Origin of the sequence: Cryobacterium adonitolivorans (assembly GCF_004402695.1) — a bacterium.
Classification (GTDB): domain Bacteria; phylum Actinomycetota; class Actinomycetes; order Actinomycetales; family Microbacteriaceae; genus Cryobacterium; species Cryobacterium adonitolivorans.
Genome location: NZ_SOFL01000023.1, coordinates 18,776 through 40,068, shown reverse-complemented (window position 1 = coordinate 40,068; position 21,293 = coordinate 18,776). Strand labels below are relative to the sequence as shown.

General features: G+C 66.7%; 24 protein-coding genes. 11 read left to right on the top strand and 13 right to left on the bottom strand.

The window, feature by feature from the left end; all coding sequences use genetic code 11:
• Position 1 precedes the first annotated feature (1 nt).
• Positions 2 to 787, top strand: coding sequence for a hypothetical protein (locus E3O42_RS06925; protein ID WP_134453242.1), 786 nt, complete (start codon positions 2 to 4; stop codon positions 785 to 787).
• Here E3O42_RS06925 and E3O42_RS06920 read toward each other — a convergent pair.
• The gene (locus E3O42_RS06920) at positions 784 to 1,575 is read right to left on the bottom strand and encodes a LysM peptidoglycan-binding domain-containing protein (RefSeq protein ID WP_134453241.1); all 792 of its coding nucleotides are present in this window, start codon (positions 1,573 to 1,575) and stop codon (positions 784 to 786) included. The genes E3O42_RS06925 and E3O42_RS06920 overlap by 4 nt on opposite strands.
• A gap of 148 nt (positions 1,576 to 1,723) precedes the next feature.
• On the opposite strand from E3O42_RS06920, the gene E3O42_RS06915 reads away from it, so the two are divergent.
• From E3O42_RS06915 to E3O42_RS06905, 3 genes are all read left to right on the top strand, one after another.
• Positions 1,724 to 2,083: a hypothetical protein gene (locus E3O42_RS06915; RefSeq protein ID WP_134453240.1), complete on the top strand. Its 360-nt coding sequence runs from the start codon at positions 1,724 to 1,726 to the stop codon at positions 2,081 to 2,083.
• Positions 2,080 to 2,640, top strand: coding sequence for a GNAT family N-acetyltransferase (locus E3O42_RS06910; protein ID WP_134453239.1), 561 nt, complete (start codon positions 2,080 to 2,082; stop codon positions 2,638 to 2,640). The genes E3O42_RS06915 and E3O42_RS06910 overlap by 4 nt, the downstream gene beginning before the upstream one ends.
• Before the next feature lie 223 nt (positions 2,641 to 2,863).
• The gene (locus E3O42_RS06905; RefSeq protein WP_206751223.1) at positions 2,864 to 4,858 is read left to right on the top strand and encodes an ABC1 kinase family protein; all 1,995 of its coding nucleotides are present in this window, start codon (positions 2,864 to 2,866) and stop codon (positions 4,856 to 4,858) included.
• Positions 4,859 to 4,870: 12 nt separating this feature from the next.
• On the opposite strand, the gene E3O42_RS06900 is transcribed toward E3O42_RS06905, so the two are convergent.
• Positions 4,871 to 5,419, bottom strand: coding sequence for a CGNR zinc finger domain-containing protein (locus tag E3O42_RS06900; RefSeq protein ID WP_134453237.1), 549 nt, complete (start codon positions 5,417 to 5,419; stop codon positions 4,871 to 4,873).
• Positions 5,420 to 5,501: 82 nt separating this feature from the next.
• Here E3O42_RS06900 and E3O42_RS06895 point away from each other — a divergent pair, with 82 nt between their 5' ends.
• On the top strand, positions 5,502 to 6,458 hold the full coding sequence (locus E3O42_RS06895) for an EamA family transporter (protein ID WP_134453236.1): 957 nt from the start codon (positions 5,502 to 5,504) through the stop codon (positions 6,456 to 6,458).
• On the opposite strand, the gene E3O42_RS06890 is transcribed toward E3O42_RS06895, so the two are convergent.
• Positions 6,455 to 7,924 carry an MFS transporter gene (locus tag E3O42_RS06890; protein WP_241984687.1) on the bottom strand — a complete coding sequence of 490 codons (1,470 nt, stop codon included), beginning with the start codon at positions 7,922 to 7,924 and terminating at the stop codon, positions 6,455 to 6,457. The two genes, E3O42_RS06895 and E3O42_RS06890, sit on opposite strands and share 4 nt — an antisense overlap.
• A 164-nt stretch (positions 7,925 to 8,088) precedes the next feature.
• On the opposite strand from E3O42_RS06890, the gene E3O42_RS06885 reads away from it, so the two are divergent.
• The gene (locus E3O42_RS06885) at positions 8,089 to 8,769 is read left to right on the top strand and encodes a TetR/AcrR family transcriptional regulator (protein WP_134453234.1); all 681 of its coding nucleotides are present in this window, start codon (positions 8,089 to 8,091) and stop codon (positions 8,767 to 8,769) included.
• Between the two features lie 35 nt (positions 8,770 to 8,804).
• Positions 8,805 to 8,990 carry a YegP family protein gene (locus E3O42_RS06880; protein ID WP_134453233.1) on the top strand — a complete coding sequence of 62 codons (186 nt, stop codon included), beginning with the start codon at positions 8,805 to 8,807 and terminating at the stop codon, positions 8,988 to 8,990.
• Between the two features lie 17 nt (positions 8,991 to 9,007).
• Here the strand turns inward: E3O42_RS06880 and ypfJ are convergent, their stop codons facing one another.
• Complete coding sequence (gene ypfJ, locus E3O42_RS06875; RefSeq protein WP_134453232.1) at positions 9,008 to 9,889, bottom strand: KPN_02809 family neutral zinc metallopeptidase; 882 nt, start codon at positions 9,887 to 9,889, stop codon at positions 9,008 to 9,010.
• Between the two features lie 53 nt (positions 9,890 to 9,942).
• On the opposite strand from ypfJ, the gene E3O42_RS06870 reads away from it, so the two are divergent.
• Both E3O42_RS06870 and E3O42_RS17945 read left to right on the top strand, forming a co-directional pair.
• Positions 9,943 to 10,602: a hypothetical protein gene (locus E3O42_RS06870; protein WP_134453231.1), complete on the top strand. Its 660-nt coding sequence runs from the start codon at positions 9,943 to 9,945 to the stop codon at positions 10,600 to 10,602.
• 27 nt (positions 10,603 to 10,629) lie between these two features.
• On the top strand, positions 10,630 to 11,295 hold the full coding sequence (locus E3O42_RS17945; protein ID WP_166787917.1) for a CG0192-related protein: 666 nt from the start codon (positions 10,630 to 10,632) through the stop codon (positions 11,293 to 11,295).
• Between the two features lie 330 nt (positions 11,296 to 11,625).
• Here the strand turns inward: E3O42_RS17945 and E3O42_RS06860 are convergent, their stop codons facing one another.
• Positions 11,626 to 12,591 (bottom strand): ferritin-like domain-containing protein, encoded by a 966-nt coding sequence (locus E3O42_RS06860; protein WP_134453230.1) that lies wholly within the window; start codon positions 12,589 to 12,591, stop codon positions 11,626 to 11,628.
• Between the two features lie 270 nt (positions 12,592 to 12,861).
• Between E3O42_RS06860 and E3O42_RS06855 the strand changes: the two genes are divergently transcribed.
• Both E3O42_RS06855 and tatC read left to right on the top strand, forming a co-directional pair.
• The gene (locus E3O42_RS06855; protein ID WP_134453229.1) at positions 12,862 to 13,101 is read left to right on the top strand and encodes a twin-arginine translocase TatA/TatE family subunit; all 240 of its coding nucleotides are present in this window, start codon (positions 12,862 to 12,864) and stop codon (positions 13,099 to 13,101) included.
• A gap of 47 nt (positions 13,102 to 13,148) precedes the next feature.
• Positions 13,149 to 13,901 (top strand): twin-arginine translocase subunit TatC, encoded by a 753-nt coding sequence (gene tatC / locus E3O42_RS06850; RefSeq protein ID WP_134453312.1) that lies wholly within the window; start codon positions 13,149 to 13,151, stop codon positions 13,899 to 13,901.
• Between the two features lie 15 nt (positions 13,902 to 13,916).
• On the opposite strand, the gene E3O42_RS18935 is transcribed toward tatC, so the two are convergent.
• The 8 genes from E3O42_RS18935 to E3O42_RS06805 form a co-directional block, all read right to left on the bottom strand.
• Positions 13,917 to 14,333, bottom strand: a complete 417-nt coding sequence (locus tag E3O42_RS18935) for a twin-arginine translocase TatA/TatE family subunit (protein WP_420897868.1) — start codon at positions 14,331 to 14,333, stop codon at positions 13,917 to 13,919.
• A 170-nt stretch (positions 14,334 to 14,503) separates the two neighbouring features.
• Positions 14,504 to 14,878 carry a thioredoxin gene (gene trxA, locus E3O42_RS06835; RefSeq protein WP_134453228.1) on the bottom strand — a complete coding sequence of 125 codons (375 nt, stop codon included), beginning with the start codon at positions 14,876 to 14,878 and terminating at the stop codon, positions 14,504 to 14,506.
• Between the two features lie 169 nt (positions 14,879 to 15,047).
• Positions 15,048 to 17,099: a glucose PTS transporter subunit IIA gene (locus E3O42_RS06830; protein WP_134453227.1), complete on the bottom strand. Its 2,052-nt coding sequence runs from the start codon at positions 17,097 to 17,099 to the stop codon at positions 15,048 to 15,050.
• A 166-nt stretch (positions 17,100 to 17,265) separates the two neighbouring features.
• Positions 17,266 to 18,294 carry an NYN domain-containing protein gene (locus E3O42_RS06825; protein ID WP_134453226.1) on the bottom strand — a complete coding sequence of 343 codons (1,029 nt, stop codon included), beginning with the start codon at positions 18,292 to 18,294 and terminating at the stop codon, positions 17,266 to 17,268.
• Between the two features lie 101 nt (positions 18,295 to 18,395).
• Complete coding sequence (locus E3O42_RS06820; RefSeq protein WP_134453225.1) at positions 18,396 to 19,010, bottom strand: CueP family metal-binding protein; 615 nt, start codon at positions 19,008 to 19,010, stop codon at positions 18,396 to 18,398.
• A 150-nt stretch (positions 19,011 to 19,160) separates the two neighbouring features.
• Positions 19,161 to 19,799 (bottom strand): dihydrofolate reductase family protein, encoded by a 639-nt coding sequence (locus E3O42_RS06815; RefSeq protein ID WP_134453224.1) that lies wholly within the window; start codon positions 19,797 to 19,799, stop codon positions 19,161 to 19,163.
• Positions 19,800 to 19,820: 21 nt separating this feature from the next.
• Positions 19,821 to 20,534 carry a GAF and ANTAR domain-containing protein gene (locus tag E3O42_RS06810; protein WP_134453223.1) on the bottom strand — a complete coding sequence of 238 codons (714 nt, stop codon included), beginning with the start codon at positions 20,532 to 20,534 and terminating at the stop codon, positions 19,821 to 19,823.
• Positions 20,531 to 21,058 carry a GAF and ANTAR domain-containing protein gene (locus E3O42_RS06805; protein WP_166787916.1) on the bottom strand — a complete coding sequence of 176 codons (528 nt, stop codon included), beginning with the start codon at positions 21,056 to 21,058 and terminating at the stop codon, positions 20,531 to 20,533. The genes E3O42_RS06810 and E3O42_RS06805 overlap by 4 nt, the downstream gene beginning before the upstream one ends.
• Positions 21,059 to 21,293: the final 235 nt, after the last annotated feature.

Sequence of the window (21,293 nt, the reverse complement as noted above, 5' to 3'; positions counted from 1 at the left end):
GATGTCAACCGTTCACTCGAAAACCAAGATCGCCGGTCGGTTCCTCGTCGCCGCCGGATTCCTGGCGCTCACTCTGACCGGGTGCGGGGCCTCCGGCGTGGCGCAGACCGGCACCGTGACGCCGTCCGAGGCTGGCGACTCCGCGGATGCGGCGCCGGACTCGTCGGCCGATCCCGCCCTCGCCGAGCCGGCGGGCTGCCCGGCCACGGCCGAGTCGATGCCGGCCGGAGCGGTCAGCGCCGAGATCGCAGACGTTGACGGTGACGGCGAGAACGACACCGAGTGGTACGACGAGACGACCTCGCCGTTCACCTTCGGCATCACCATGGCGTCCGGCGCCACGCTCGCCCTCGCCGACGACCTGGCCGGCCCCGGCCGGCACAGCGGCTGGACGGCGGCCCTGCACAACGGTGTGGTGGTGACCGTGCTCGACGACAGCCGCAGCGCCACCCTGCACGCGATCGTGGACTGCGAGTTCGTGACCCCCATCGGCGTGGATGCCCGGCCGTACACCTTCGACATGCAGAACACCCACCACAACGGCACCGGAGTGGGGTGCCTCGAGGTCGATGGCGGCCTGGAGCTGAACGGCCTCCAGGTCACCCAGAACCGCGACGACAGCTACTCCCTGATGGCCACCGGAATCACGGTGTCGCCAGACGGGCTCGCCGCCATCAACGGCTACACCGCCGTCTCGGACGCCCTCCCACAGGACGACCCTCGGGTCGCCGAGGCGCAGACCTCCTCGTGTGGCGACGCCCCGGTGGTCAGCACCAGCGGACGCTAACGCCCGCGTTCGTACCGGCTCAGGTTGAGGGTCTCGCCCGACTGCGCCTCCGACCCGCCGCGCATCGGGTTCAACCAGATGAGATCCTCGACGGTGATGGCGAACCGGGCGGCGATGGTCTCCAGGGCGTCGAGGGGCGCGACGACATAGGCGGCGGGAGTGCCGGCACTGTCGAAGTGCACCACCCCCTGGGCCAGGTTCCCCGAGCCGGCGTCCGCCACGGCCAGGTCGGGGCGCTGGTCGGGCACCGTCCAGGTGAGCGTGGCCGTGGCCAAAGCGCGCCCGAGGGTGCCGATCCCGTCGACCCGCTCCCAGATCACCGCCGTACGCATCCAGCTGGGGTCTGTCGTCACCAGATCATTGCCGTATTCGATGTCAAAGGTCTGCCTCGTGACCGCATCAACCTCGCTGTCGCCCAGATAGCTCGTCGCCACCCTGAATTCCTCTGCGGTAGCGTCGCTGTCGAGGGCGTTCAGCTCGACGATGGTGGTGTTCTGCACCTGGCCGACCTCGAGGTTGAGCAGGCTCACCGTCAACCGGCCGTCATCCGTGTACACCTCGATCGCGCCCTCCACCCCGGGGCGCGGCAGGATCGTGTCGGTGTCGTCGGCGAACACGGTGAAGGTGCCGGTCGCCAGGACGGTGCCGGCGGCCATGTCGTGCAGGTCGGTTGCGGTTGCAGTGGCGGTGGGGGAGGCGCTCGGCTCGCTCACGCCGGCCACTGTGCAGCCGCCCAGCAGCACTGCCGTCATGAGCACGGCTGCGAGCGGCCCTGTCTTTTTCGTCATCATCAACCCCCGCTGCAATCTAGCAGCGCTGCTGCCCAAAATTGCGCCGACGGTCCACACCTGAAATCGTAGGTACCGGGGAATGTGGGAATGACGTCAGCACGCTGGGGGGAGCGCGATTTTGCATCTTTATGAGAGGTCGTCGGCGGTGCTCGTGCGCCTCCTGCCCGACTACGCCGGCACGGTGCTCTGGTGTCCCCATCCCGTCGGGTACGCCGCCGCCCAGCTTGATCCCGCCCTGGTCGCCGATCTGATCCGCTGGGAGATCGGCTACTACGACGCGTTGACCGAGGACTTCGGCTGGAGAGACCCCGAGCTGGCCGGCGAGTTCACCGCCACCGGCATCCGCCTGGCCTTGCGGCTGGCCATGCAACTGGGGTCGGGCTTCGACATCGAATTCGCGTCATACGAGGCCGGCGTGGCCACCCGACGATTCCGCAGCGAGTGTCCGGCCGACAACCCGCGAGCCACGGCGGCATTCACCCTCCTGGCCCGGAGCGCCGCGTGACCCTGCGGCTACCGGTTCTGCCGGGCGTCGGCGTCACCCTCCGCGCGTTCAGGGCCACGGATGCGCCGCTGATCCAGGAAGCGTCGGGGGACGAGCTGATTCCAGTCATCACGAGCGTGCCCGCCACCGACGATCACGCTGCCGCGCTGGCGTTCATCGCCCGGCAACACGAACGTTCCCGCACCGGGGAGGGCTACTCGTTCGCTATCGCCGAACAGGGCGACCGGGCCGTCGGTCAGATCGGGCTGTGGCCACGCGCCAACCCGGCCGGCTCCGCCACCGTGGGCTACTGGATCCGCCCCACCGCCCGCCGACGGGGACACGCGGCCGCGGCGCTGGGGGCGCTGGTCGGATGGGCCGCCACCTTGCCGGGGCTTTCCCGGCTCGAACTCTACGTGGAGCCCTGGAACATCGGCTCCGCCCGCACCGCCGAGCGCGCCGGTTTCGAGCGCCACGAGCTGATGCCGGCCCGGCAGCTCGTGGGCGGAACTCCCCGGGACATGGTGCGGTACTCACTCGTCTTGTCGTGGCTGACGACCAGCAGGCCTCCCCGATAGGAGCCGAGCGCGCCGACCAGTCCGGTGCGGCCGCGGCCGACGGCTGCGGTGATGCCGGTCAGGGCGATGGTTGAAGTGTGGGCCGTGGCCATGGATCTCCCAGTCGTCAACCGACGATGATCTTCACTGGTTGAACCCTGAATCTGGGGGATGGGACAGTTCCAGTGTGGCACGAGCGCGGTAGCCTGAGCGCCAACAGCGAGAGATTGCGGGGCACGGATTGTTGGAATCGTTCTGGACGTGGGTCGTCATCGTCCTGGTCGCCCTCGTTTTTTCCGTCGCCATCGGATTCGCCACCCGCTCACTGCTCGGCACCACGGTGGGCTGGCTGCGCACCTTCCTGGTGGGACTGCTGGTCTTCGTGGGGTGCTGGCCGTTCGCCTACTTCGTCTCGACCCAGGCCAAGGTCATCGACGCCGACGGCACGCCCAAAGCGCCGATCGTGGTCGTGGTGCTCTTCGTGGCGCTCGCATTCGGTTGGGTCTTCGCGTTCGGCATGGCCATTCTGGTGGGCACCGAAGCGCTCTGGCCCACCACGGCCGCCAACCCGGTCGACGCGTTCCGGGCGGCCCTGCACCGGCGCCGGCGCACCAAGCGCTACCTGCAGATCCTCACCCTGCTCTCCAAGCACGGCATCGGTTGGATCCTCAACGAGAGGCCGGGTGGCGCTCCCCGCGAAGTCAAGAAGGTCGGGCGTGCCCCGGATGCCCTCGTCTCGGCGATCAACGAGGCCGGTGTCACCTTCGTGAAGCTCGGCCAGCTGCTCTCCACCCGACGGGACCTGTTGCCGGTCAGCTACACCCAGGCGCTCGCGTCGCTGCAGTCCGGTGCGGCGACATTGCCGTGGCCCGCCATCCGCCAGGTGATCGAGACCGAGATCGGCGGCCCGCTCGAGACCGTGTTCAGCCAGGTCGACGCACAACCGCTCGCGGCGGCATCCGTCGCCCAGGTGCACGCCGGGACCCTGCTCGACGGCACCCGGGTGGTGCTCAAGGTGCAGCGCCCGGCCGCGGCGGCCCAGGTCGCCGCGGACATCGACATCATTGTCAGGCTGGCCCAGCGCATCGAGAACCAGACGAGCTGGGGGCGCGACTTCGGGGTGGTGGCGTTGGCCGAGGGCTTCGGCCGGTCCCTGCGGGACGAGCTGGACTACCGCATCGAGTTCAGCAGCACCCAGCAGATCGGCAGCGTGGTGGCGTCGTCGGCGGAGAACGAGGTGCTCGTGGTGCCCCGGGTGTACGCGGTGGCAAGCTCCCGTCGGCTGCTGACCATGGACCTCATCGACGGCGTTCCGCTGAACGCCGCGGGGGAGCGGCTCGGCCGGATGGATCCGGAGGACCGGGCGGCGCTCGCCGCGGCCCTGCTGGATGCGGTCCTCGAACAGGTGGTCGTGACGGGCATCTTCCACGCCGACCTGCACCCCGGCAACCTGATGCTGCGCGCGGACGGCCGGTTGGGCATGATCGACTTCGGCAACGTGGGTGTGCTGGAGCGCAGCATGCGGGAGGGGCTGGTGACGCTGCTGCTCGCGGCGGCGAACGACGACGATATCGCCACGACGGATGCCCTGCTCCTGGTGGTCGAGGCGCCGCCGGATGCCGACATCCTTTCGCTGCAACGCGACCTGGGCCGTGTGCTCACGCTGACCCGGCACAGCGCGAACGGCTCGATCTTCGCCGCGGTGCTCGACACCATCCGCGACCACCACCTGGCCGTCCCGACCTCGTTGGGACAGGCGCTGCGTTCGCTGATCACCCTGGAACGCTGCCTGGACATCCTCGATCCCGACTTCGACATGGTCGAAACCGCGCTCGCCCGGGTGCCGCATTTCCTGCGGCGGCTCGTCACGCCCAGGAGCCTTCTCGGTTCGCTTCAGGCGCAGGCCGCCGTGTTGCAGGCCACGGCGCGTCGACTACCGCGTCGGCTGGAAACCATCAGTTCCTCCCTGGCCAAGGGCACCTTCAGTGTGCGGATCCGCGCCTTCGCCGAGCCGGACGACAGGTGGTGGATCGGCTCGGTCGTCACCGAAGCCGTGGGAGTCCTGATCGGCATCACCGCCGTCAGCCTGGGCATCCTGCTGGTGGTCTCCGACACCGGCCCCGACCTCGTGTCGGGCGTGCGGCTGTTCGCGTTCCTCGGCGCCTCGATCGGGCTCGTCGGCTTCATCCTGCTGATCCGCGCCCTGCGCCAGTTGTTCCTGCGCCGACCACACCCCTGACGTCGTGACCACTTAGCCCGCTGAACGCTGCCGGAACGCGATCGTATTCATCCGATTGCCGCAACGGATGCTGCAGAATCGCTTCGAGGAGTTGCGGGAGAGATCCACCAGAATTCCGGTACAGTCCTCGGCGGCGCAGGCGCGCAGCCGGCCGGTCTCGCCGGTGCGGATCACATCGACCAGGGCCAGGGCCACCTCCACCCGGATGCGCTCGGCCAGCGGGGCTGCAGGATCGGTGGCGTGCAGGTGCCAGTCGAGGCCGTCGTGGCGCATCAGCCGGGGCAGGGCCCGTGCGCTCTGCAGCATGGTGTTCAGTTCCAGGGCGGCGTCGTCGCGGCCGAGGAGCCAGACGTGCCGCAACCGCTCGCGGGTGGCGCGTACCTCGGCCAGTTCGGTCTCGGTCTGGTCGAGGCGGCCGGAGAACCGGTGGATCACGAGAAGCGCCGTCAGCTGGGCGGTCGTAGCGAGCTCGTCGACCCCGCTTTTCGTTGCGCCGTCGACCGTATTGGCGAGGTCGACCGTGAACGCCAGACTGGCCTCCGTGTCAGGGGCAAAATGCAAGTTGACTCCTTACTCATGACCATACTATCTTCATGGTCAACACCTCCGACACCGTCGACCTGCCCATTTCGCCTGGAGACCCATGACTCGCTCGTCCACCTCGCTCGGCCTGGTCATCGCCCTCATCGCCGCTGCCACCTTCGGCCTGTCCGGAGCCCTCGCCAAGCCGCTGCTCGAGAGCGGCTGGAGTCCCGCCGCGGCCGTGACAGTGCGGGTCCTGGTCGGCGGCATCGTGCTCGCCCCGGTGGCCGTCATCTCACTGCACGGCCGATGGGCGACGCTGTGGCGCGCCCGCTGGCGGGTGCTCGCGATGGCGGTCATCGGCGTCGCCGGCACCCAACTGGCCTACTTCGGCGCGATCGAGCGCATTCCGGTGGGCACCGCGGTGCTCATCGAATACATGGCCCCGCTGTTGCTCGTCGCCTGGGCCTGGGCGCGCAGCCGCCGGATGCCCAAGCGCGTCGTGCTTGTCGGCTCGGTCGTGGCGCTTGCCGGACTGATCCTCGTGGTGAACCCGGGTGGGGCGGCGCGGCTTGACGTGCTCGGACTCACGCTGGCGCTGACCGCCATGGTGGGCTGCGCCATCTACTATCTCGTGGCGGCGCAGCCCAGCGAGGGGCTGCCGGCCGTGGCGCTGGCCGCCTTCGGCCTGCTGCTCGGTGGCGTGCTGCTGGGGGCGGTGGGGCTGTTCGGCCTGGTGCCCTTCACCACCTCCACCGCCGATGTGGCGATGTTCGGCGGCACGGTGCCCTGGTGGCTGCCGGTGCTCATCATCGGCATCGTCGCCACGGCCATCGCCTATTCCACCAGCATCGCCGCCAGCGAGATGCTCGGCTCGAGGCTCGCCTCGTTCGTGGGCCTGCTCGAGGTGGTGGCCGCCACCTTCTACGCCTGGCTGTTGCTGGGTGAACAACTCACCATTCCGCAGTTGGCCGGCGGGCTCCTGATCCTGATCGGTATCGCCTTCGTGCGCTCCGAGAAGACGGATGTCGCGATCGAGCCGGCGTCCCTGGCAGACCTGGACGCCGACCGGCTCTAGTGCGCGACCACCGGCTCGGCGTCGGCGGCGAGGTGCGCGTTCGACAGGGACAGGCCGTGGCCCATCCGGCGGAAGAGCAGCGCTGCAATGATGCCGCCGACGGCGAAGAAGCCGGCGCCCCACCAGTACGCGGTGGCGTAGCTGGTCACCGCGGCCTGGGCGGCCACCTCGGCCGTTGCGGGCAGGTGTGACGCCATGTAGTCGGCCGCGGCGGTGGCCGCCAGGGTGTTCAGCAGGGCCGTGCCGATCGAGCCGCCGACCTGCTGGCTGGTGTTCACCATCGCCGACGCGACGCCGGCGAACTGGCGGTCGACGCCGAGGGTGGCGGTCTGCATCGAGGCGGGCATGATCGACCCCATCGCGAAGCCGAGGACCATCAGCGGCGGTAACACGTTGGCGGCGTAGGTGCTGTCGAGGTTGAGATTGGTGAGCAGGACCATGCCGATCGCGCCCAGCGCCATGCCGAACGGCACCATGACCTTGGGGCCGAACCGCGGCACGAAGATGTTCGTCGACAGCTGCGCGGCGAGCACGAGCATCGCGATCATCGGCAGGAACGAGAAGCCGGTCTGCATCGGCGTGAAGCCGAGCGATGTCTGCAGGTAGTAGGTGACGAACAGGAAAATGCCGAACATGCCCGCACCGGCGATCATCACCGAGAGGTAGGCGGCACCGCGGTTGCGGTCGAGCACGATCGGCAGCGGCAGCAACGGATGCGCCGCCCTCCGCTGCCAGAGCACGAACGCGACGAGTAACACCACGGCGCCCGCGAGCATGCCCCAGGTCAATGGCGAGTCCCAGCCATCCGTTTCGGCATTGGAAAAGCCGAAGACCAGGCCGAACAGCGCGGCCGAAACCAGGATCGTGCCGGGGATGTCGAGCTTGGGCCGCGGGCCGGTGCGCTGCAGGTGGTCGACGAAGATCGCGGCGCCGACTACCCCAACAACGGCGATGACCACGTTGATGTAGAGGTTCCAGCGCCAGTCGAAGTACTCGGTGAGGAAGCCGCCGAGGAGCAGGCCAACCGCACCGCCCGCACCGGCGATCGCGCCGAAGACGCCGAAGGCCCTGGCCCGCTCCTTGGGGATGGTGAAGGTGGTGGTGAGCACGGCAAGGGCCGTCGGGGCCAACAGCGCGCCGAACGCGCCCTGCAAGGCCCGGGCCGCGACCAGCCAGCCGAAGGTGTCGGCCGCGCCGCCGAGCGCGGAGGCGACGGCGAACCCGATCAGGCCGATGATGAAGGTGCGCTTGCGCCCCATCAGGTCGGAGAGCCGGCCGCCGAGCAGCAGCAGGCTGGCGAAGGCGAGGGAGTAGGCGGTGACGATCCACTGGCGATCGCCGTCGGAGAAGCCGAGGTCGGCCTGGGCGGAGGGGAGCGCGATGTTCACGACCGTGGAGTCGAGCACGACCATGAGCTGGGCGAGGGCGACCACACTGAGGGTCCACCACCGGCGGGAATGTGACACGGGGGTACTCGTCGTGGGAGAGGAAGCTGGCATCGTTTCAGGCATAAATGCGACTCTATACGATACTGTGGAGTTCCGGATCTTAACAGTTCCTGAATTTACGCCCCGGTAACATGTGGAGGCGTACAGGATTGGTCCACAACGCAGAAATGGAGGCCGCCGCAATGACGCAGCTCGAACCCGGCGCGGTCGCCGATAGCACCGCGGTCGAAACCAAGCTGGGTCGCAAGCGCGACCACACCCGTGACCCGGAGATCCTGGCCGCGGCGCTCGAAGTGCTCGCCGAGACCGGCTTCGACGGCATGACCATCGACATGGTCGCCACCCGTGCCAAGGCCGGCAAGGCCACGCTGTACCGGCGCTGGCCGTCGAAGAACGAACTCGTCATCGACGCGGTTGCCTGTATGAAGCTGGGCGACCTGGACCAGGCCCGCCTGCCCGACACCGGAACCCTGCGCGGCGACCTCGTGGCGATGATCAAGCCACGCTCCATCGAAGACGCCGAGAAGAAGATGCAGATCATGGCCGGGCTGATGTCGATGCTCTCTGCCACGCCCGAGATGGCCCACGCGGCCAACAACGCCATCGTCAAGCCCCGGGCCGAGGCCAACCGGTTCCTCATGCAGCGGGCCGTCGACCGCGGCGAGATCTCGCCCGCGTGCGACATCGACACCCTTTGCCTGGTGACCCCGTCGATGGCCGCCTACCGCACCCTCATCGAACGAAAGCCCGTCGACCGGGACTTCCTCATCACGCTCATCGACGGGGTGCTGTTGCCGGCGCTCGGCCTGCGCGGCGATGCCGACCCGGCCGGGCGCGGTAAGGTTGCGCCACCGGCCTCGTAGCCGGCGGAGTTCCATCTCGACGAAGAGAGCGTGTCATGTCCGGCAAGTATGAATTGACTGCAGACCGATCCGGTGGCTATGTCTTCAAGCTCAAGACCCACAGCGGTGAAGTGCTGATGACCTCAGAGAGCTACCAGACCAAGGCAGCCGCGCTCAAGGGCATCGAAGTCGTCAAGGCAGACGCCAAGGGCCGCGTCGTCGATCTCACCGAACCCCAGTAGCGGCTCTACAGCTCGACTTACAGCTCGGCGTCGGCCACGGCGAAGGTATCGCAAGCCTCTGCCCCGTTCGTGTACCCCGCCTGGAACCACCTCTGCCGCATCTCGCTGGAGCCGTGGGTCCAGGTCTCCGGGTTCACTTGGCCCTGGGTCTTCTCCTGGATGCGGTCGTCGCCGATGGCGGACGCCGCGTTGAGCGCATCCGCGATCTGGGCCTCGGTGATCGGTTCAAGCAGACGGGTGCCCTCGGCATCCGTGGTCTGGGCCGCCGAGCCCAGCCAGGCGCCGGCGAAGCAGTCGGCCTGCACCTCGACGCGCACGGCGTCGGAGGTGGGTCCGGCCTGGGACGTGTCGGTGCTGGCGAACGTGCCGGCGCGGTTCTGGACGTGGTGGCCCCACTCGTGCCCCACGACGTAGAGCTGGGACAGCGGACCCGCCGTCGCGCCGAACTCGGTGCGCAGCGTGTCGTAAAACGCGGTGTCGAGGTAGATCTGCTGGTCGGCCGGGCAGTAGAACGGCCCGACGGCGCTTGTGGCCGCGCCGCAGCCGGTGTCGACTCCGCCGGAGAACAGCTGGATGATGGGCGAGGAGTAACTGATGCCCATGGCGGGCGCCTGCTCGGCCCAGTAGTCCTCGAGCGAGTCGCGGGTGAGGCCCACCCGGCATTCCACGTCGGTGTTGGCGTCTTCTCCGGTGAGGCAGTTCGTCAGTGCGGTGGTTTCGTCCTGGCCACTCGGGTCGGTGCCGCCGCCCATCAGGCCGGAGAGGTCCACCCCGAGCAGCTGGGAGAGCAGCACGATGGCGACGAGGCCCAGGCCTCCGCCACCGACTGCGAGGCCGGTGCGGCGGCCCGACTTGCGCACTCCCTTGCCGGAGTACTTGGCGTCGTCGTTGAAAGTCATTCCTCGACAATAAATGATTGCTGCCGGCCGCGCCCGCCTGTCACACTTCGGTCATGAGAATCTCGGGGCTCCTCCTGCTCACCTGCGTCAGCGTCGGCCTGCTCGCCCTGGGCGGATGCGCCGGCAGCGACGTGCGGGAAGCCGGCTCTGCGGCCTCCCCGGGGCAGTTTCCCCGCCCCGCCGCCGCCGGCGAGGTCCTCGCCCAGGCCACGGTGCTGCAGAAAGACGGCGAGAAACCTCAACTCTGCCTGGGCGCAATCGCTCAGTCGCTCCCGCCGCAGTGCTACGGTCCACCGATCCTCGGCTGGGACTGGGCGACGGTTGACCAGGCCGAGAGCGCATCCGGGGTCACCTGGGGGAGCTACGCCATCACCGGGATCTGGGACGCCGCCGCGTTCACAGTGACCCAGCCGCCGATCCCGCTGTCGCTCTTCGACCCACTCGTCACAATCGACCCCCGGCTCGACGAGGTCAACCCCGGCCCGGGCGATGATAGCACCCTGCTGCGCCTGCAGGATGAGCTGAACACCGCCGAATACAGCCCGGCGACATTCTCGGACTGGTCCGAGGCACCGATCCTCTCCAACTGGACCCAAAACGGCTACCTCTGGGTCTCGGTCATCTACGACGACGGTTCGGTCCAGCGGTTCTTTGACGACCAATGGGGTGCGGGCGTGGTCGCCGTGCAGTCCGCCCTGAAAGGCGCCGATTGATCATCCGGCCGCCGTAGGATCGGTGTCATGGCTCTCCTTCACCAAGCTGACATCACCCCGACGAAAATCGACTTGCTCAGCAGCTGGGCGCCCGCCCAGCCCTGGTTCGTCGGCGAGGCCGGCGTGAGCGTGACGAACCTCGCCGCCTACAGGTTCGACGACCCGGAGGGACAGGTGGGTATCGAGACGATCCTCGTCACGGCCGGTACCGGCCCGGTGCTTCAGGTGCCCGTCACCTACCGCGACGCCCCGCTGGCCGGCGCTGAGGCCGCGCTGATCGGCACCACCCAGCACTCGGTGCTGGGAGAGCGGTGGGTCTACGACGCCACCGGCGATCCGGCCTACCTCGCCGCCGTCGCGAACGCCGCGCTCAACGGCGGCCACCAGGCCGAGCTGAACATCGAGATCGACGGGCAGATGGTGGTGCGCGAGCCCACCGCCGTTGTCGCCGGCAGCGGCACGCCGGGCGGCGCCGTCGTGACACCGCCCGCGGTCGCCGAGATCAGCATCCGCCAGGAGCCGGGCGCAACCGTCGTGACGGCGGGCTCGCTGCGGATCGTCGTGGCACGGGTGCTCGGCGGCGACGACGTGCTGGCAAACCAAGCTCCGGACTCGGCTCACGAGGTGCTCGCCGGAACCTGGTCGGAGCAGCCCACCCTGCGCGCCCTGGTCCTGGTCGCGGTCGCCCCGTAACACCGCGGGGCCCAGCACTGCGCGGCGGTACCGTGCAGGTATGACCGCGCACCCGCCGCAGCCGGAGCGCCGATGTCGCTGGCGAACGGCTGCCCGTCGAGGGCGTGTCGTGACGGGATGCCGTGCGATCAGGGCCACGTAATGCCGCCGACGTGGCTGACTCCCAGAGCGGTGATCAGTTCCAGGAGAGCGTCTGCGACGTTACGTACCCGGTGGCGCCGGTCACGGGAACGCGTCGCCAGTCATGCCGCGAAACGCGCCTCCTCCAGCGATGGAGGGGGCGCGTTCTCACGGCTTTGGTCAGGCGTCACACCGGACCTGATGCGCGCCTTAGTGGCTGTGTGCGCTCGTGCGGATCTCGCCATTCACGCCCGCCGGGAAGAACCCGCCGGAGGTAACTTCGTCGGAGTTGAGGTACGCAATATTGAGGACCTGGCCCGTGGTGCGGCTGAAGGCCAGCCCGTTCTCATCCGTCGGCACGAGGTTGGCCATGTCGGCGGTGCCGATACCCTGGTCGAGATCGGTGGACCCGTCGAGGCTGTCGCGGGCGTCCGAGATCATCTGCACACTGGGGTAGATCGACGGCGTGTCGACCCCGAGGGCATAGAGGGTCGTACGGATCACCCCGGCGTGGTACGCCTCCACCGCAAGGAGACCGGCCGCCGCTTCGAGGTAGGTCTTGTTGCTGATCAGCGGGGCGGCACCCTTGTAGGCGGTCACGCCGACATCCTCGAAGATGAAGGCGCCGAACAGGAAATTCACCTCGTTCGCGTACGCGTCGAACTCTTCCGTCGGGCCGATGAGGCCTGCGGCGCGGGCCGCCGCGGTGAAACTGGCGTCCAGGCTCAACTGCGGCCGGGAGACGGCCGCGCCTCCCAGGGCGCTGCGCAAGAATGCCACGTGCGCCTTTTCATCGGCGGCGATCTCTTCGGCATACTTGCGGATCAGCGGAGAGTCGAAGGACACGGCGCGCCCGCCGGAGACGTCGCCGCGAGTTCCCTTGCCCGTCGTCATGTCATCCGGTAGTCCGTCGCCCGTCACCGCGTGCAGATAGAACTCGGCCTCGAGGTATTCGAGATTCAGGGCGAAGTTGAGAACGGCCGAGTCGCTGGGCACGCCGTGGTCGTGGCCTTCGTCATGGTGGTCCTCGGACGCGAGGGCGGGTTGACCGGCGAGGAGCACCGCCGAACCGACACCGAAGCCCGCGACGCCGGCGGCCTGGAAGAACCGCCGCCGATCCAAGGGGGATTCGGCGCTTCTGCCGATCGCATTGGTGATAAATCGTGGATCAAACATAAACATTCTCCTGCCATTGCGTATCAATGGCGTGGGCGGGGCCCCTTCCGCACCCAGTGTCGCCTCGGTGCAACCGTCCTCGCATTAGAGCCTCGATGCCCTAACGGACAAGAGATTAGCCGGTTTCCATTGCAAAATATAGATGAGGACCGCTCATTTATGAAAATTCTTGGTTGTGCGTGTATCCGTGGGGACGGGTGCACCGCCTCCGATGAGCCACCGACTCAAGGTGTATGGTAATGAGAAATTCTCGACTGAGGAGGCCTTGGCATGCTTGGCAATCTGACTGGATGGCATTTTCTGATCATCCTCGCGATACTTTTGCTGCTTTTTGGTGCACCCAAATTGCCCGCCCTCGCACGGAGCGTGGGCCAATCCATGAAGATCCTCAAGAGCGAAACCAGAGTTGAGCCAGAGGACGACAAGCCCACCCTAACCGCCGTCAGGCAGGAGCCCCGGGTGGAGACAACCGAGCAGCCGGGCCCGGCTAGGCCGTCCACGACGCCGTAACCATCATGTTCCTGGGCGCCCGCTCCCGGCGCAATCCGACTGGGCAGTTGACGCTGAGCCAACATCTTCTGGAACTGCGTAAACGCCTGTTCCTAGCTGCAGCGGGGATCCTGCTGGGTGCGATCGCCGGCTGGTTCCTGTCTGGATTGGTGTGGGACGCGCTGAGGGAACCAATTTACGCAATCGTGCACGCTCAACAGCGAAATGCCCGTATCAACTATCCCGACATTACCTCAGCATTTGACCTGAAGCTCAGAATCTCTCTCTACGTGGGTTTGATCGTGTCCAGCCCGGTTTGGCTGTACCAGATCTTCGCCTTCTTGATGCCCGGTCTCACTCGCAAAGAGAAGCGTTACACCGTCGGTTTCGTCTTCTCGGCCATTCCCTTGTTCGCGGCTGGCTGCACGGCCGGCTGGTACGTCCTTCCCCACGTCGTGGAACTTATGACAGGGTTCGCGCCCTCCCAGGACGCTGCCTTCATCAACGCTCAAAACTACTTCGACTTCGTTCTCAAACTCGTACTCGCCATCGGCGTAGCTTTCGTTCTCCCGGTATTCATCGTTCTCCTCAACTTCGCCGGCGTGATCAGCGCCCGTTCCATCATCAAATCCTGGAGAATCGCAACCCTGACAATTGTGCTGTTCACCGCGATCGCAACCCCGGCCGCCGACGTCATTTCCATGTTCCTCCTGGCCATCCCCATGGTCATGCTCTACTTCACCGCCTACGGCATCGCCTACCTCCACGACCGAAGGGTCGCCAAACGTGCCCGAGACCTAGAGACAAAACTCACCCAATAGGTCTGAGCGCATCGTTCAACTTTCGGAATCCCCTTCAGAGGAGTCTGATCCAAACGACCGTGACCTGGGCGGCAGGGTCCGGGATATCGGTGGATCGTTTTGCTCCCCGACCGCTGGTGGGGAAGGCAAATCGAGGCTCGAACCCTGCGTCGGGCTCGTATCGCGCGGAGCGGGCTCGTCAATGTTCACGAGAGCGTCGCGGATAATCCGACGTGGGTCGTACCTGCGCGGGTCGTATTTTTTCCAATCCACGTCATCAAATTCTGGACCCATCTCGTCCCGCATCCGGTCGGTCGCCCCTGAGGCCAATGCCCGCAACCGTCGCACTAAGCGACCCAGCATGAGTGCATAGCGCGGGAGTTTGTCCGGGCCCACCAAGAACACCGCGACAAGCCCGATCAGCAGAAGCTTCTCGAACGTCAAACCAAACATGCGCACAGAATAGCCCGACCGTGGCAATCCGGCCGAAGTGGTGCTGGAACTTCGCCGACCCCGAGCGCTACGGCACCTATCGGGTGTTACGCGGCGGCGGCTGGTTCGACCATCACTAGAGCTCCGACGAGGAATACACCGCCGCGACCGGGCGGTGATGGCGGGGCGAATCAGCCGTGCTGGGCGGCCTTCTGGGCGGCAACCTGGCTGTGCACGTCGGCCATGTCCAGGGCCTTGACCGCGGTGACGACCTGTTCGAGGGCCGCCGGCGGCAGCGCCCCGGGCTGGGAGAACACCAGCACGCCCTCGCGGAAGGCCATCAGCGTGGGGATCGACTGGATGCCGGCGGCCGCGGAGAGCTGCTGCTGGGCTTCGGTGTCGACCTTTGCGAACACCACATCCTGGTGCTTCTCGGAGGACGCCGCATAGGTCGGCGCGAACTGCTTGCACGGGCCGCACCAGTCGGCCCAGAAGTCCACCAGAACGATGTCGTTGGCCGCCAGGGTCTCGGCGAAAGTGGTGTCGGTCACGTCAATGGTGCTCATCTGGGTCTCCTTGCCGAAGCTGTCGAGGATGTCGGCGCCTGCACCGGCGCTTCCGGTAACAACTGTCGTCAGGTCCCGGGTATTCCACGGGCGACCGTGACCAGGCGCCCGGCGGGTACGACAAAGGTGGGCAGAGAATTCTCTGCCCACCTTTGTTGTGTGCGGGGTGTTACTTGGCGGTCACCGTGAGAAGCGGGCTACCGACGCCCACCTGGCCGGTGGCGGCCTGGTCGATCGAGCCGAACTTCTTCGGGTTGGTCACGAGCACCGGGGTGACCAGCGAGTAGCCGGCTTCCTCGATCACGGCGCGGTCGAAGGTCACCAGCGGTGTACCCGCCTCAACCCTGTCGCCGGCCTTAACTTTGACGTCGAAGCCCTTGCCGGCGAGGTTGACGGTGTCGATGCCCACGTGAATGAGCATTTCAATGCCGCCGTCCAGCATCAGTCCGAAGGCGTGCCCGGTCGGCTGAGCGACCAGGACCTTGCCAGCGGCAGGTGCGTAGACGGTGTCCTCGGTCGGGTCGACGCCGACGCCGAGGCCGACGATGCCCTTGCTGAACACCGGGTCGGGAACATCGACGAGCGGCACAACGATGCCCGCGACCGGCGAACCGATCGTGGCGAGGACGGTGGCGACCAAGGTCGCCGTGCCGCCGCCGGCGGGTGCCGTGGCGGTAGCCGTGCTGGACGCGACGGCAACGGGAGCCGCTACGGGAGCGACATGAGCGTGCTTGGCGTCTTCCATGGCGGTGTCGGCGGCGAGCTGAGCGGCCGCTTCGGCCTTCTGCTCCGGCGAGAGGTAGCCGGAGAGGATCACGAGGATCATCGCGGTGAAGAACGACGCGGCAACGGCGGTTGCGTACAGCGGGATGTTGTTGAACGCGGGGATGGTCAGCAGCGAGGTGAACACGAACGCGTTGGTCGTGACGCCACCGCCGAGGCCGATGATGACACCACCGACGAGGCAACCGACGAGCATGCGCGGGTAGATGCGCTTGAACCGCAGGTGGATGCCGTACAGCGACGGTTCGGAGATACCACCGAGCAGGCCGGCGGCAAGAGCACCCGTCGCGGTCTGCTTCATCTGGCTGTTCTTGGCGCGGATGGCGAGGAAGAGCACACCGGCGGTGGCACCGAAGCAGGCGAAGTTCCAGGCGCCCATCGGGCCCTGGATGAAGTCATAGCCGAGGGACTGGATGTTCAGCAGCATGACGGCGTTCAGCGGCCAGTGCAGGCCCAGCGGAACCATGAACGGGTAGGCCAGCGGGATGACGATCGCGAAGATGAGCGGTGAGAAGTCGTTGATGGACTTGAGGAACTCGCCGATGGCTGCTCCGCCGAAGACGCCGATCGGGCCGATGAGGAAGGCCGTGACGGGGATCATGACGAGCATGCTCAGGAACGGTACGAAGATCAGCTGGACGCTGGCCGGGATGATCTTCTTCAGGCCCTTGGTGAGCAGGCCGAGCACGACCGCCATCAGCAGCGGCGGGAAGACCTGCGAGCTGTAGTCGGTGACGGTCAGCGGCAGGCCGAAGATCGACACGATGGCTGCCTTGCCGTCGAAGACGGTCTGGGCACCGTCGGAGGCGGCCAGGGCCGAGAAGCCCGGCAGCATGACGACGGCCATGATGCCGAAGCCGACCCACGGGTCGGCGCCGAGGCGCTTGGAGGCGTTGTAGGCGACCATGAGCGGCAGGAAGACGAACACGCCCTGCCACATCAGGTTGATGAAGGCCCAGCCAGGTTCGAGAGTTACGCCCGGAGCGTTCCAGGCGGGGATGACGCCGAGCGTGGCCATCAGTGCCATGAAGGTGATGAACAGCGACGCGCCCAGCAGTGCGCCCAGGATCGGGCGGAAGGAGTCGGAGAGGACCTCGAAGAAGGTGTCGAGCCCGGCGAACTTGCCGCGGGGGCCCTTGGCGCGCTCGGCGGCCTTGATGTCGTCGGCGCTTTCGCCGGTGCCGATCGTCTTCATCTCGGGCAACGCCAGGATCTCGTTGTACACGGTCTCGACCGCGCCGCCGATGACGACCTGGAAGCGATCGCCGGACTGAGGAACAGCGCCCAGGACCGCGGGGATTCCCTCCACAGTCGACAGGTCGATTCCCGATGCATCCTTCAGCGTGAAGCGCAGCCGGGTGGCACAGTGAGTGAGCGCGACGACGTTTCCGGCTCCTCCGATGCTCTCAATAATGTCTTTAGCGGGTGAGGACGCCACCTGAATCTCCTTAAGGTGTGGATGCCAAACGCGTGGTTCCCGCTTGGTACAGCTCAGTTCGAACCGGGTTAGCCGACTGAGATTCTCCTGTTAGATTTCACACACCAGTTGAATTTACACGGTTCTGGTAGCGCTTGCAGGGCACAAGGTCCTGCCGAGAACCGACTCAGTCGCGGGCCTGTGCCTCCGGGCGCAACCGGATAAGACGCTGGGAGCCATCCTCGGCCAGTTCGGCCAGTTCGCTGCGCGAGGACAGGAAGTCCGTGAAGGAACGAAAGCCCAGCGGCTTCTCGTTGAAGGACGGGTCCATCCGGCGCATCTGGTTCTTGACCGTGCCCGTGTTCAGCCATTCGTCGTCATCGCCCTTGGCGTGACCGATCTGCAGCGCACGAACGAGAAGCTCCGTCGCGAGCGACTGTGGGTCGATGTCCTCGGCCGCTTCCGGCTCGTCATAGGGGGAGTCGTCGGTGTGGGAGAACATCGGGATCGTCGTGAGCTTGCGGGTCGTGCTGGCGGGCGGGGCTGGTTCGGCTTCCACTTCCACGGGCTCGGCCGCACGGCGGCCTCCCTTGGGTTTGTCGGAACGGCCGGTGTCGGCATCCGCGCTCGCGGTGACCTTCACGATTCCGGGCAGCGAGTCGTAGTCCTCGAACTCGTCGCACGCGGCCGCCAGCGAGGTGCTGGTGGACCCGGCGACGCCGATGCCGACGACGAAGCGGCCCAGCCGCTTCGACTTCTGGGCGAGAGCGATGTAGTCGGAGTCGCCGGCGATGATGATGACGTGGGTGAGGTCGGGCAGCCGGAAGAGGTCTTCGACCACATCGACGGCCAGGCGGATGTCGGCGCCGTTCTTCGTTCCCCGGGTGGTGGTGGTGAACAGCTGGGTGAGGTCAACCGCGCGCGACATCAGCTGGCGCTGGTAGCTCGCGTTCACGGGAACTGACCAGTCGGCGTATGCGCGGTTGACGACCAGGGTGCCGAAGGATGCGGCGAAGTCGATGATGGCATTGAAGTCGACCGTCGCGGCGGCCAGCCGGGCGGCGACCTCGGGGTCGGCATCCCGGCTGGTCTTGTCGAAGTTACGGATGCCGTCGCGCTGGAAGGCGTTGCGGCCGTGCAGCTGCTGATAGCGCGAGATGACGATGTTGTCGAAGTCGATGTACAGGCCGACGCGTGCGTCGTTCGGTTCGGTCATGGTGAGCTCCTTAGCCACAGGCGGAAAACTCAATAGCGATCCGGTGGTTCCAGTCTGGTGCGCGTAGAGCGGCGAGGGCAACTCGGATCGCCCTCGGCAGGTCAACTCAGTTGCACCGTGGTGACACAGGTGGGATCGTCGGCGCCGGTGCCGACCGGCACCTCGGCGGTGTTCTCGCCGTCATCGATGCGCATGGTCAGGTCGCGGCCAGCCGGAAGCCAGACGTCGAAGAAACCGTTCTCGAACGTGGTGACGGTCTCGTCGAGGAGCACCTCATTGTTTGCGTCGTCGGTGATCGTCACCTGCAGCTCCTCGTCGGCGAGTTCCCCGACACACGTCGTCAGCGAGTGGTAAAAGCAGTCGTGAGTGTCGTCCAGGTACGGTGCGACGGACAGATGGAAGTCGTCGGTCGGGATAGGGACGCCCACCTCGTCGTCCCCGCTGGAGAGGAGGAGCTCGTCGACCCGCACGGAGGCCATCAAGCCGGCCGGGCGCTCTGCCAGCGGCTGCGACTGGAGTTCTTCGATGAGGTCCTTCACGTCGGTGGGCGCCACGATGTCGTACTCGGCGAGCATCGCCTCGGCGTCCAACCCCAGGCCGAGCGGGCTCTCCGCCGCAGTCGGTGCGGGGTTCGTCTCACCTCCGCCGGTGCAGGCTGTGAGGGAGACAAGGAGGACTAGCGCGCCGAAGCTCGCCGCAGATCGTGAACGGAACATTCTCCCAAGCGTGATGCCGCCCGGTCGCCGGGCACAGTGACCAAGGTCCTGGGAGGGCGAATCCTCAGTGTTCTCCCGCGCGGTAGACCTGGATTGCTGCGGGTAGCCCGCGCACGTCACCGTGCGCTCGCCGCATGTTTGCCGCCGGCATCAGGTGGCGCTGTCCTCACGGGTCATGTCGCCCGTCGTCGGCACCGAACCCGTCGATCCGTATCGGAGCAGAACCGCGCCCTTCTCCGAGACAGCCCCGGCCGCAATCAGCTCCAGGGCGACCGGTGGTCCGTCGTCGGGGAACAGGCGCTTGCCTGCCCCGACCACGATCGGGTAGACCCACAGGTTCAGCTGGTCGAACAGACCATAGGCGACGAGGGTGCGGGCGAAGTCGATGCTGCCGATCACGTGGATCTCCCGGTGCCGTTCGCGCAGCGCGGTCAGTTCCTCGACGAGATCGCCGCCGAGCAGGTGCGAGTCGCGCCAGCCGAGTTCCGGCATGCCTCGCGACGCGACGTACTTGGGAATCGCGTTGAACTTGCGGGCGATATCGGCGACGGGCCCGTCGAGCTGGTGCGGCCAGTACGCGGCGAAGATGTCATACGTGCGCCGGCCCAGCAGCAGGGCGTCCATGGCCTGGATCCCCGCGTCGACCTGGGCGCCGACGGTGTTGTCGAGCAGGGGAGCTTGCCAGCCGCCGAACGCGAATCCACCGTCGGTGTCTTCATCGGGCCCGCCGGGAGCCTGGGCGACGCCGTCGAGCGTGGTGAAGTGGTCGATGTGAATACGACCGGACATGGAGAGCTCCTATCGAGAGGGTCAGAGGCTGAGATCCCGGGTGACGAGTCGTTGGGCGACCAGGCTTAGGGAGGTCTGGTGCGAACGGGCGTGCCGGCGAATGAGGTCGAATGCCGCCTCGATCGACACATTGGCGGTTTCAGCGACGACGCCCTTGGCCTGCTCGATGATGATCCGGCTCGACAAGGCCTTTTGCAGCTGGTCGCGAAGTGTCGAGGCATCGCGGATGGTGCGTTCCTGCAGGATGCCGATGGTCGCAACGTCGGCGAGGGCCTGTGCGGCCCTAATGTCGTGCTGGTTGAGCTCCCCACGCTCATTCCGCATGAGATTCAGCGTGCCGATCGTCGTGTCCCTGAGTCGCAGGGGGATGGCATAAACCGAGTGGATGCCCTGAGCGCGGGCGGTGTCGCAGAAGGCCGCCCAGCGGGAGGAACCGACGTCAATATCCGGCAGCGACACGACGGCACGGGTACGGAAGCACTCCAGGCAGGGCCCCGCGTCAGCGTCGATTTGCATCACCTCCACGAGGGTGTTCGCCTCGCTGGTGGAGGCGACGACCTCCAACTTGTCGGCGGCGTTGGCCAGGAGAATCCCAGCGGAGTCGACATCGAGGAGATCGTGGCAGGTCTCCACCAGTGTTTGCAAGAGGTCGAGGATGTCATAGCCGACCACGAGGGTGTCCGCGAAAGTGGCAAACGCATCAAAAAGTAGTTTGAGGCGGGTCGTCTCATTCATAGGATCGGCCCCGGCTCAGTCAGCGCGGCGAAACGGATCCGCCGTTCGATGACGTCCTGAGCGATCTCTCGCATCGGGCGATTCTCGGCGAACGCCCGCGCCTGGATGACCAGGTGTGCGTCCTCGGCGGTCGTTCCGAGTTGGGCGAGGACCATGCCCGTCGCCTGGTGGATGAGCCGCCGTGAGAACGTCGTCGTCTCGTCGGGGAGGTTGTCAGTGCTGCTTATGGCGTGGCGCAGGATAATCCGGCTGACAATGGCTGAGAGAGCGAGGGCCTGACCCTGCTGCTCGGGGGTGAGGGAGACCGGGGCTATGGAGTAGAGGTCCACGGCCCCGATCTCGAGCGGGCCGAAGAGAAGTGGAAAAGCGAAGATCGCCCCGATCTCCTCCTCACGGATGGCCTCCAGGAAGGCCGGCCAGGAGACGCGGCTCGTCGAGGCAAGGTCGGGTTCGAGGACAGGCCGCCGGTTGACCAATGCGTCCCAGCACGGACCTTCACCGAGGTCGAATTGAAGTTCATCCACGCGACCGGCGCGGGCGTCCGTGGCCGAAATCGTTTCGGCGCCAAGAAACGATCCGAAAGTCGAGATCGAGGCACCCGAGACGGGCAGAAACCGCAGGAATGGGCGAGCAAGCTCGGAGATCCGGGCTCCACTATCTGTCAGGGCATCCGATGCCATCAGGAAAGGATCATTCGCCATCACTGCTCTGCCTCCTGTTTTTTGCCAGCGTACGCGGCACAGATCCGCTAGCCAACCC

Coding starts and splice junctions, on each gene's coding strand:
- E3O42_RS06880 (WP_134453233.1), top strand. CDS start 8,805: ATGTCCGGCAAGTATGAATTGACTGCAGACCGATCCGGTGGCTATGTC.
- E3O42_RS06810 (WP_134453223.1), bottom strand. CDS start 20,534: ATGAATGAGACGACCCGCCTCAAACTACTTTTTGATGCGTTTGCCACT.
- trxA (WP_134453228.1), bottom strand. CDS start 14,878: ATGAGCACCATTGACGTGACCGACACCACTTTCGCCGAGACCCTGGCG.
- E3O42_RS06885 (WP_134453234.1), top strand. CDS start 8,089: ATGACGCAGCTCGAACCCGGCGCGGTCGCCGATAGCACCGCGGTCGAA.
- E3O42_RS06920 (WP_134453241.1), bottom strand. CDS start 1,575: ATGACGAAAAAGACAGGGCCGCTCGCAGCCGTGCTCATGACGGCAGTG.
- E3O42_RS06925 (WP_134453242.1), top strand. CDS start 2: ATGTCAACCGTTCACTCGAAAACCAAGATCGCCGGTCGGTTCCTCGTC.
- E3O42_RS06860 (WP_134453230.1), bottom strand. CDS start 12,591: ATGTTTGATCCACGATTTATCACCAATGCGATCGGCAGAAGCGCCGAA.
- E3O42_RS06820 (WP_134453225.1), bottom strand. CDS start 19,010: ATGTTCCGTTCACGATCTGCGGCGAGCTTCGGCGCGCTAGTCCTCCTT.
- E3O42_RS06895 (WP_134453236.1), top strand. CDS start 5,502: ATGACTCGCTCGTCCACCTCGCTCGGCCTGGTCATCGCCCTCATCGCC.
- ypfJ (WP_134453232.1), bottom strand. CDS start 9,889: ATGACTTTCAACGACGACGCCAAGTACTCCGGCAAGGGAGTGCGCAAG.
- E3O42_RS06815 (WP_134453224.1), bottom strand. CDS start 19,799: ATGTCCGGTCGTATTCACATCGACCACTTCACCACGCTCGACGGCGTC.
- E3O42_RS18935 (WP_420897868.1), bottom strand. CDS start 14,333: ATGTTTGGTTTGACGTTCGAGAAGCTTCTGCTGATCGGGCTTGTCGCG.
- E3O42_RS06855 (WP_134453229.1), top strand. CDS start 12,862: ATGCTTGGCAATCTGACTGGATGGCATTTTCTGATCATCCTCGCGATA.
- E3O42_RS17945 (WP_166787917.1), top strand. CDS start 10,630: ATGGCTCTCCTTCACCAAGCTGACATCACCCCGACGAAAATCGACTTG.
- E3O42_RS06870 (WP_134453231.1), top strand. CDS start 9,943: ATGAGAATCTCGGGGCTCCTCCTGCTCACCTGCGTCAGCGTCGGCCTG.
- E3O42_RS06825 (WP_134453226.1), bottom strand. CDS start 18,294: ATGACCGAACCGAACGACGCACGCGTCGGCCTGTACATCGACTTCGAC.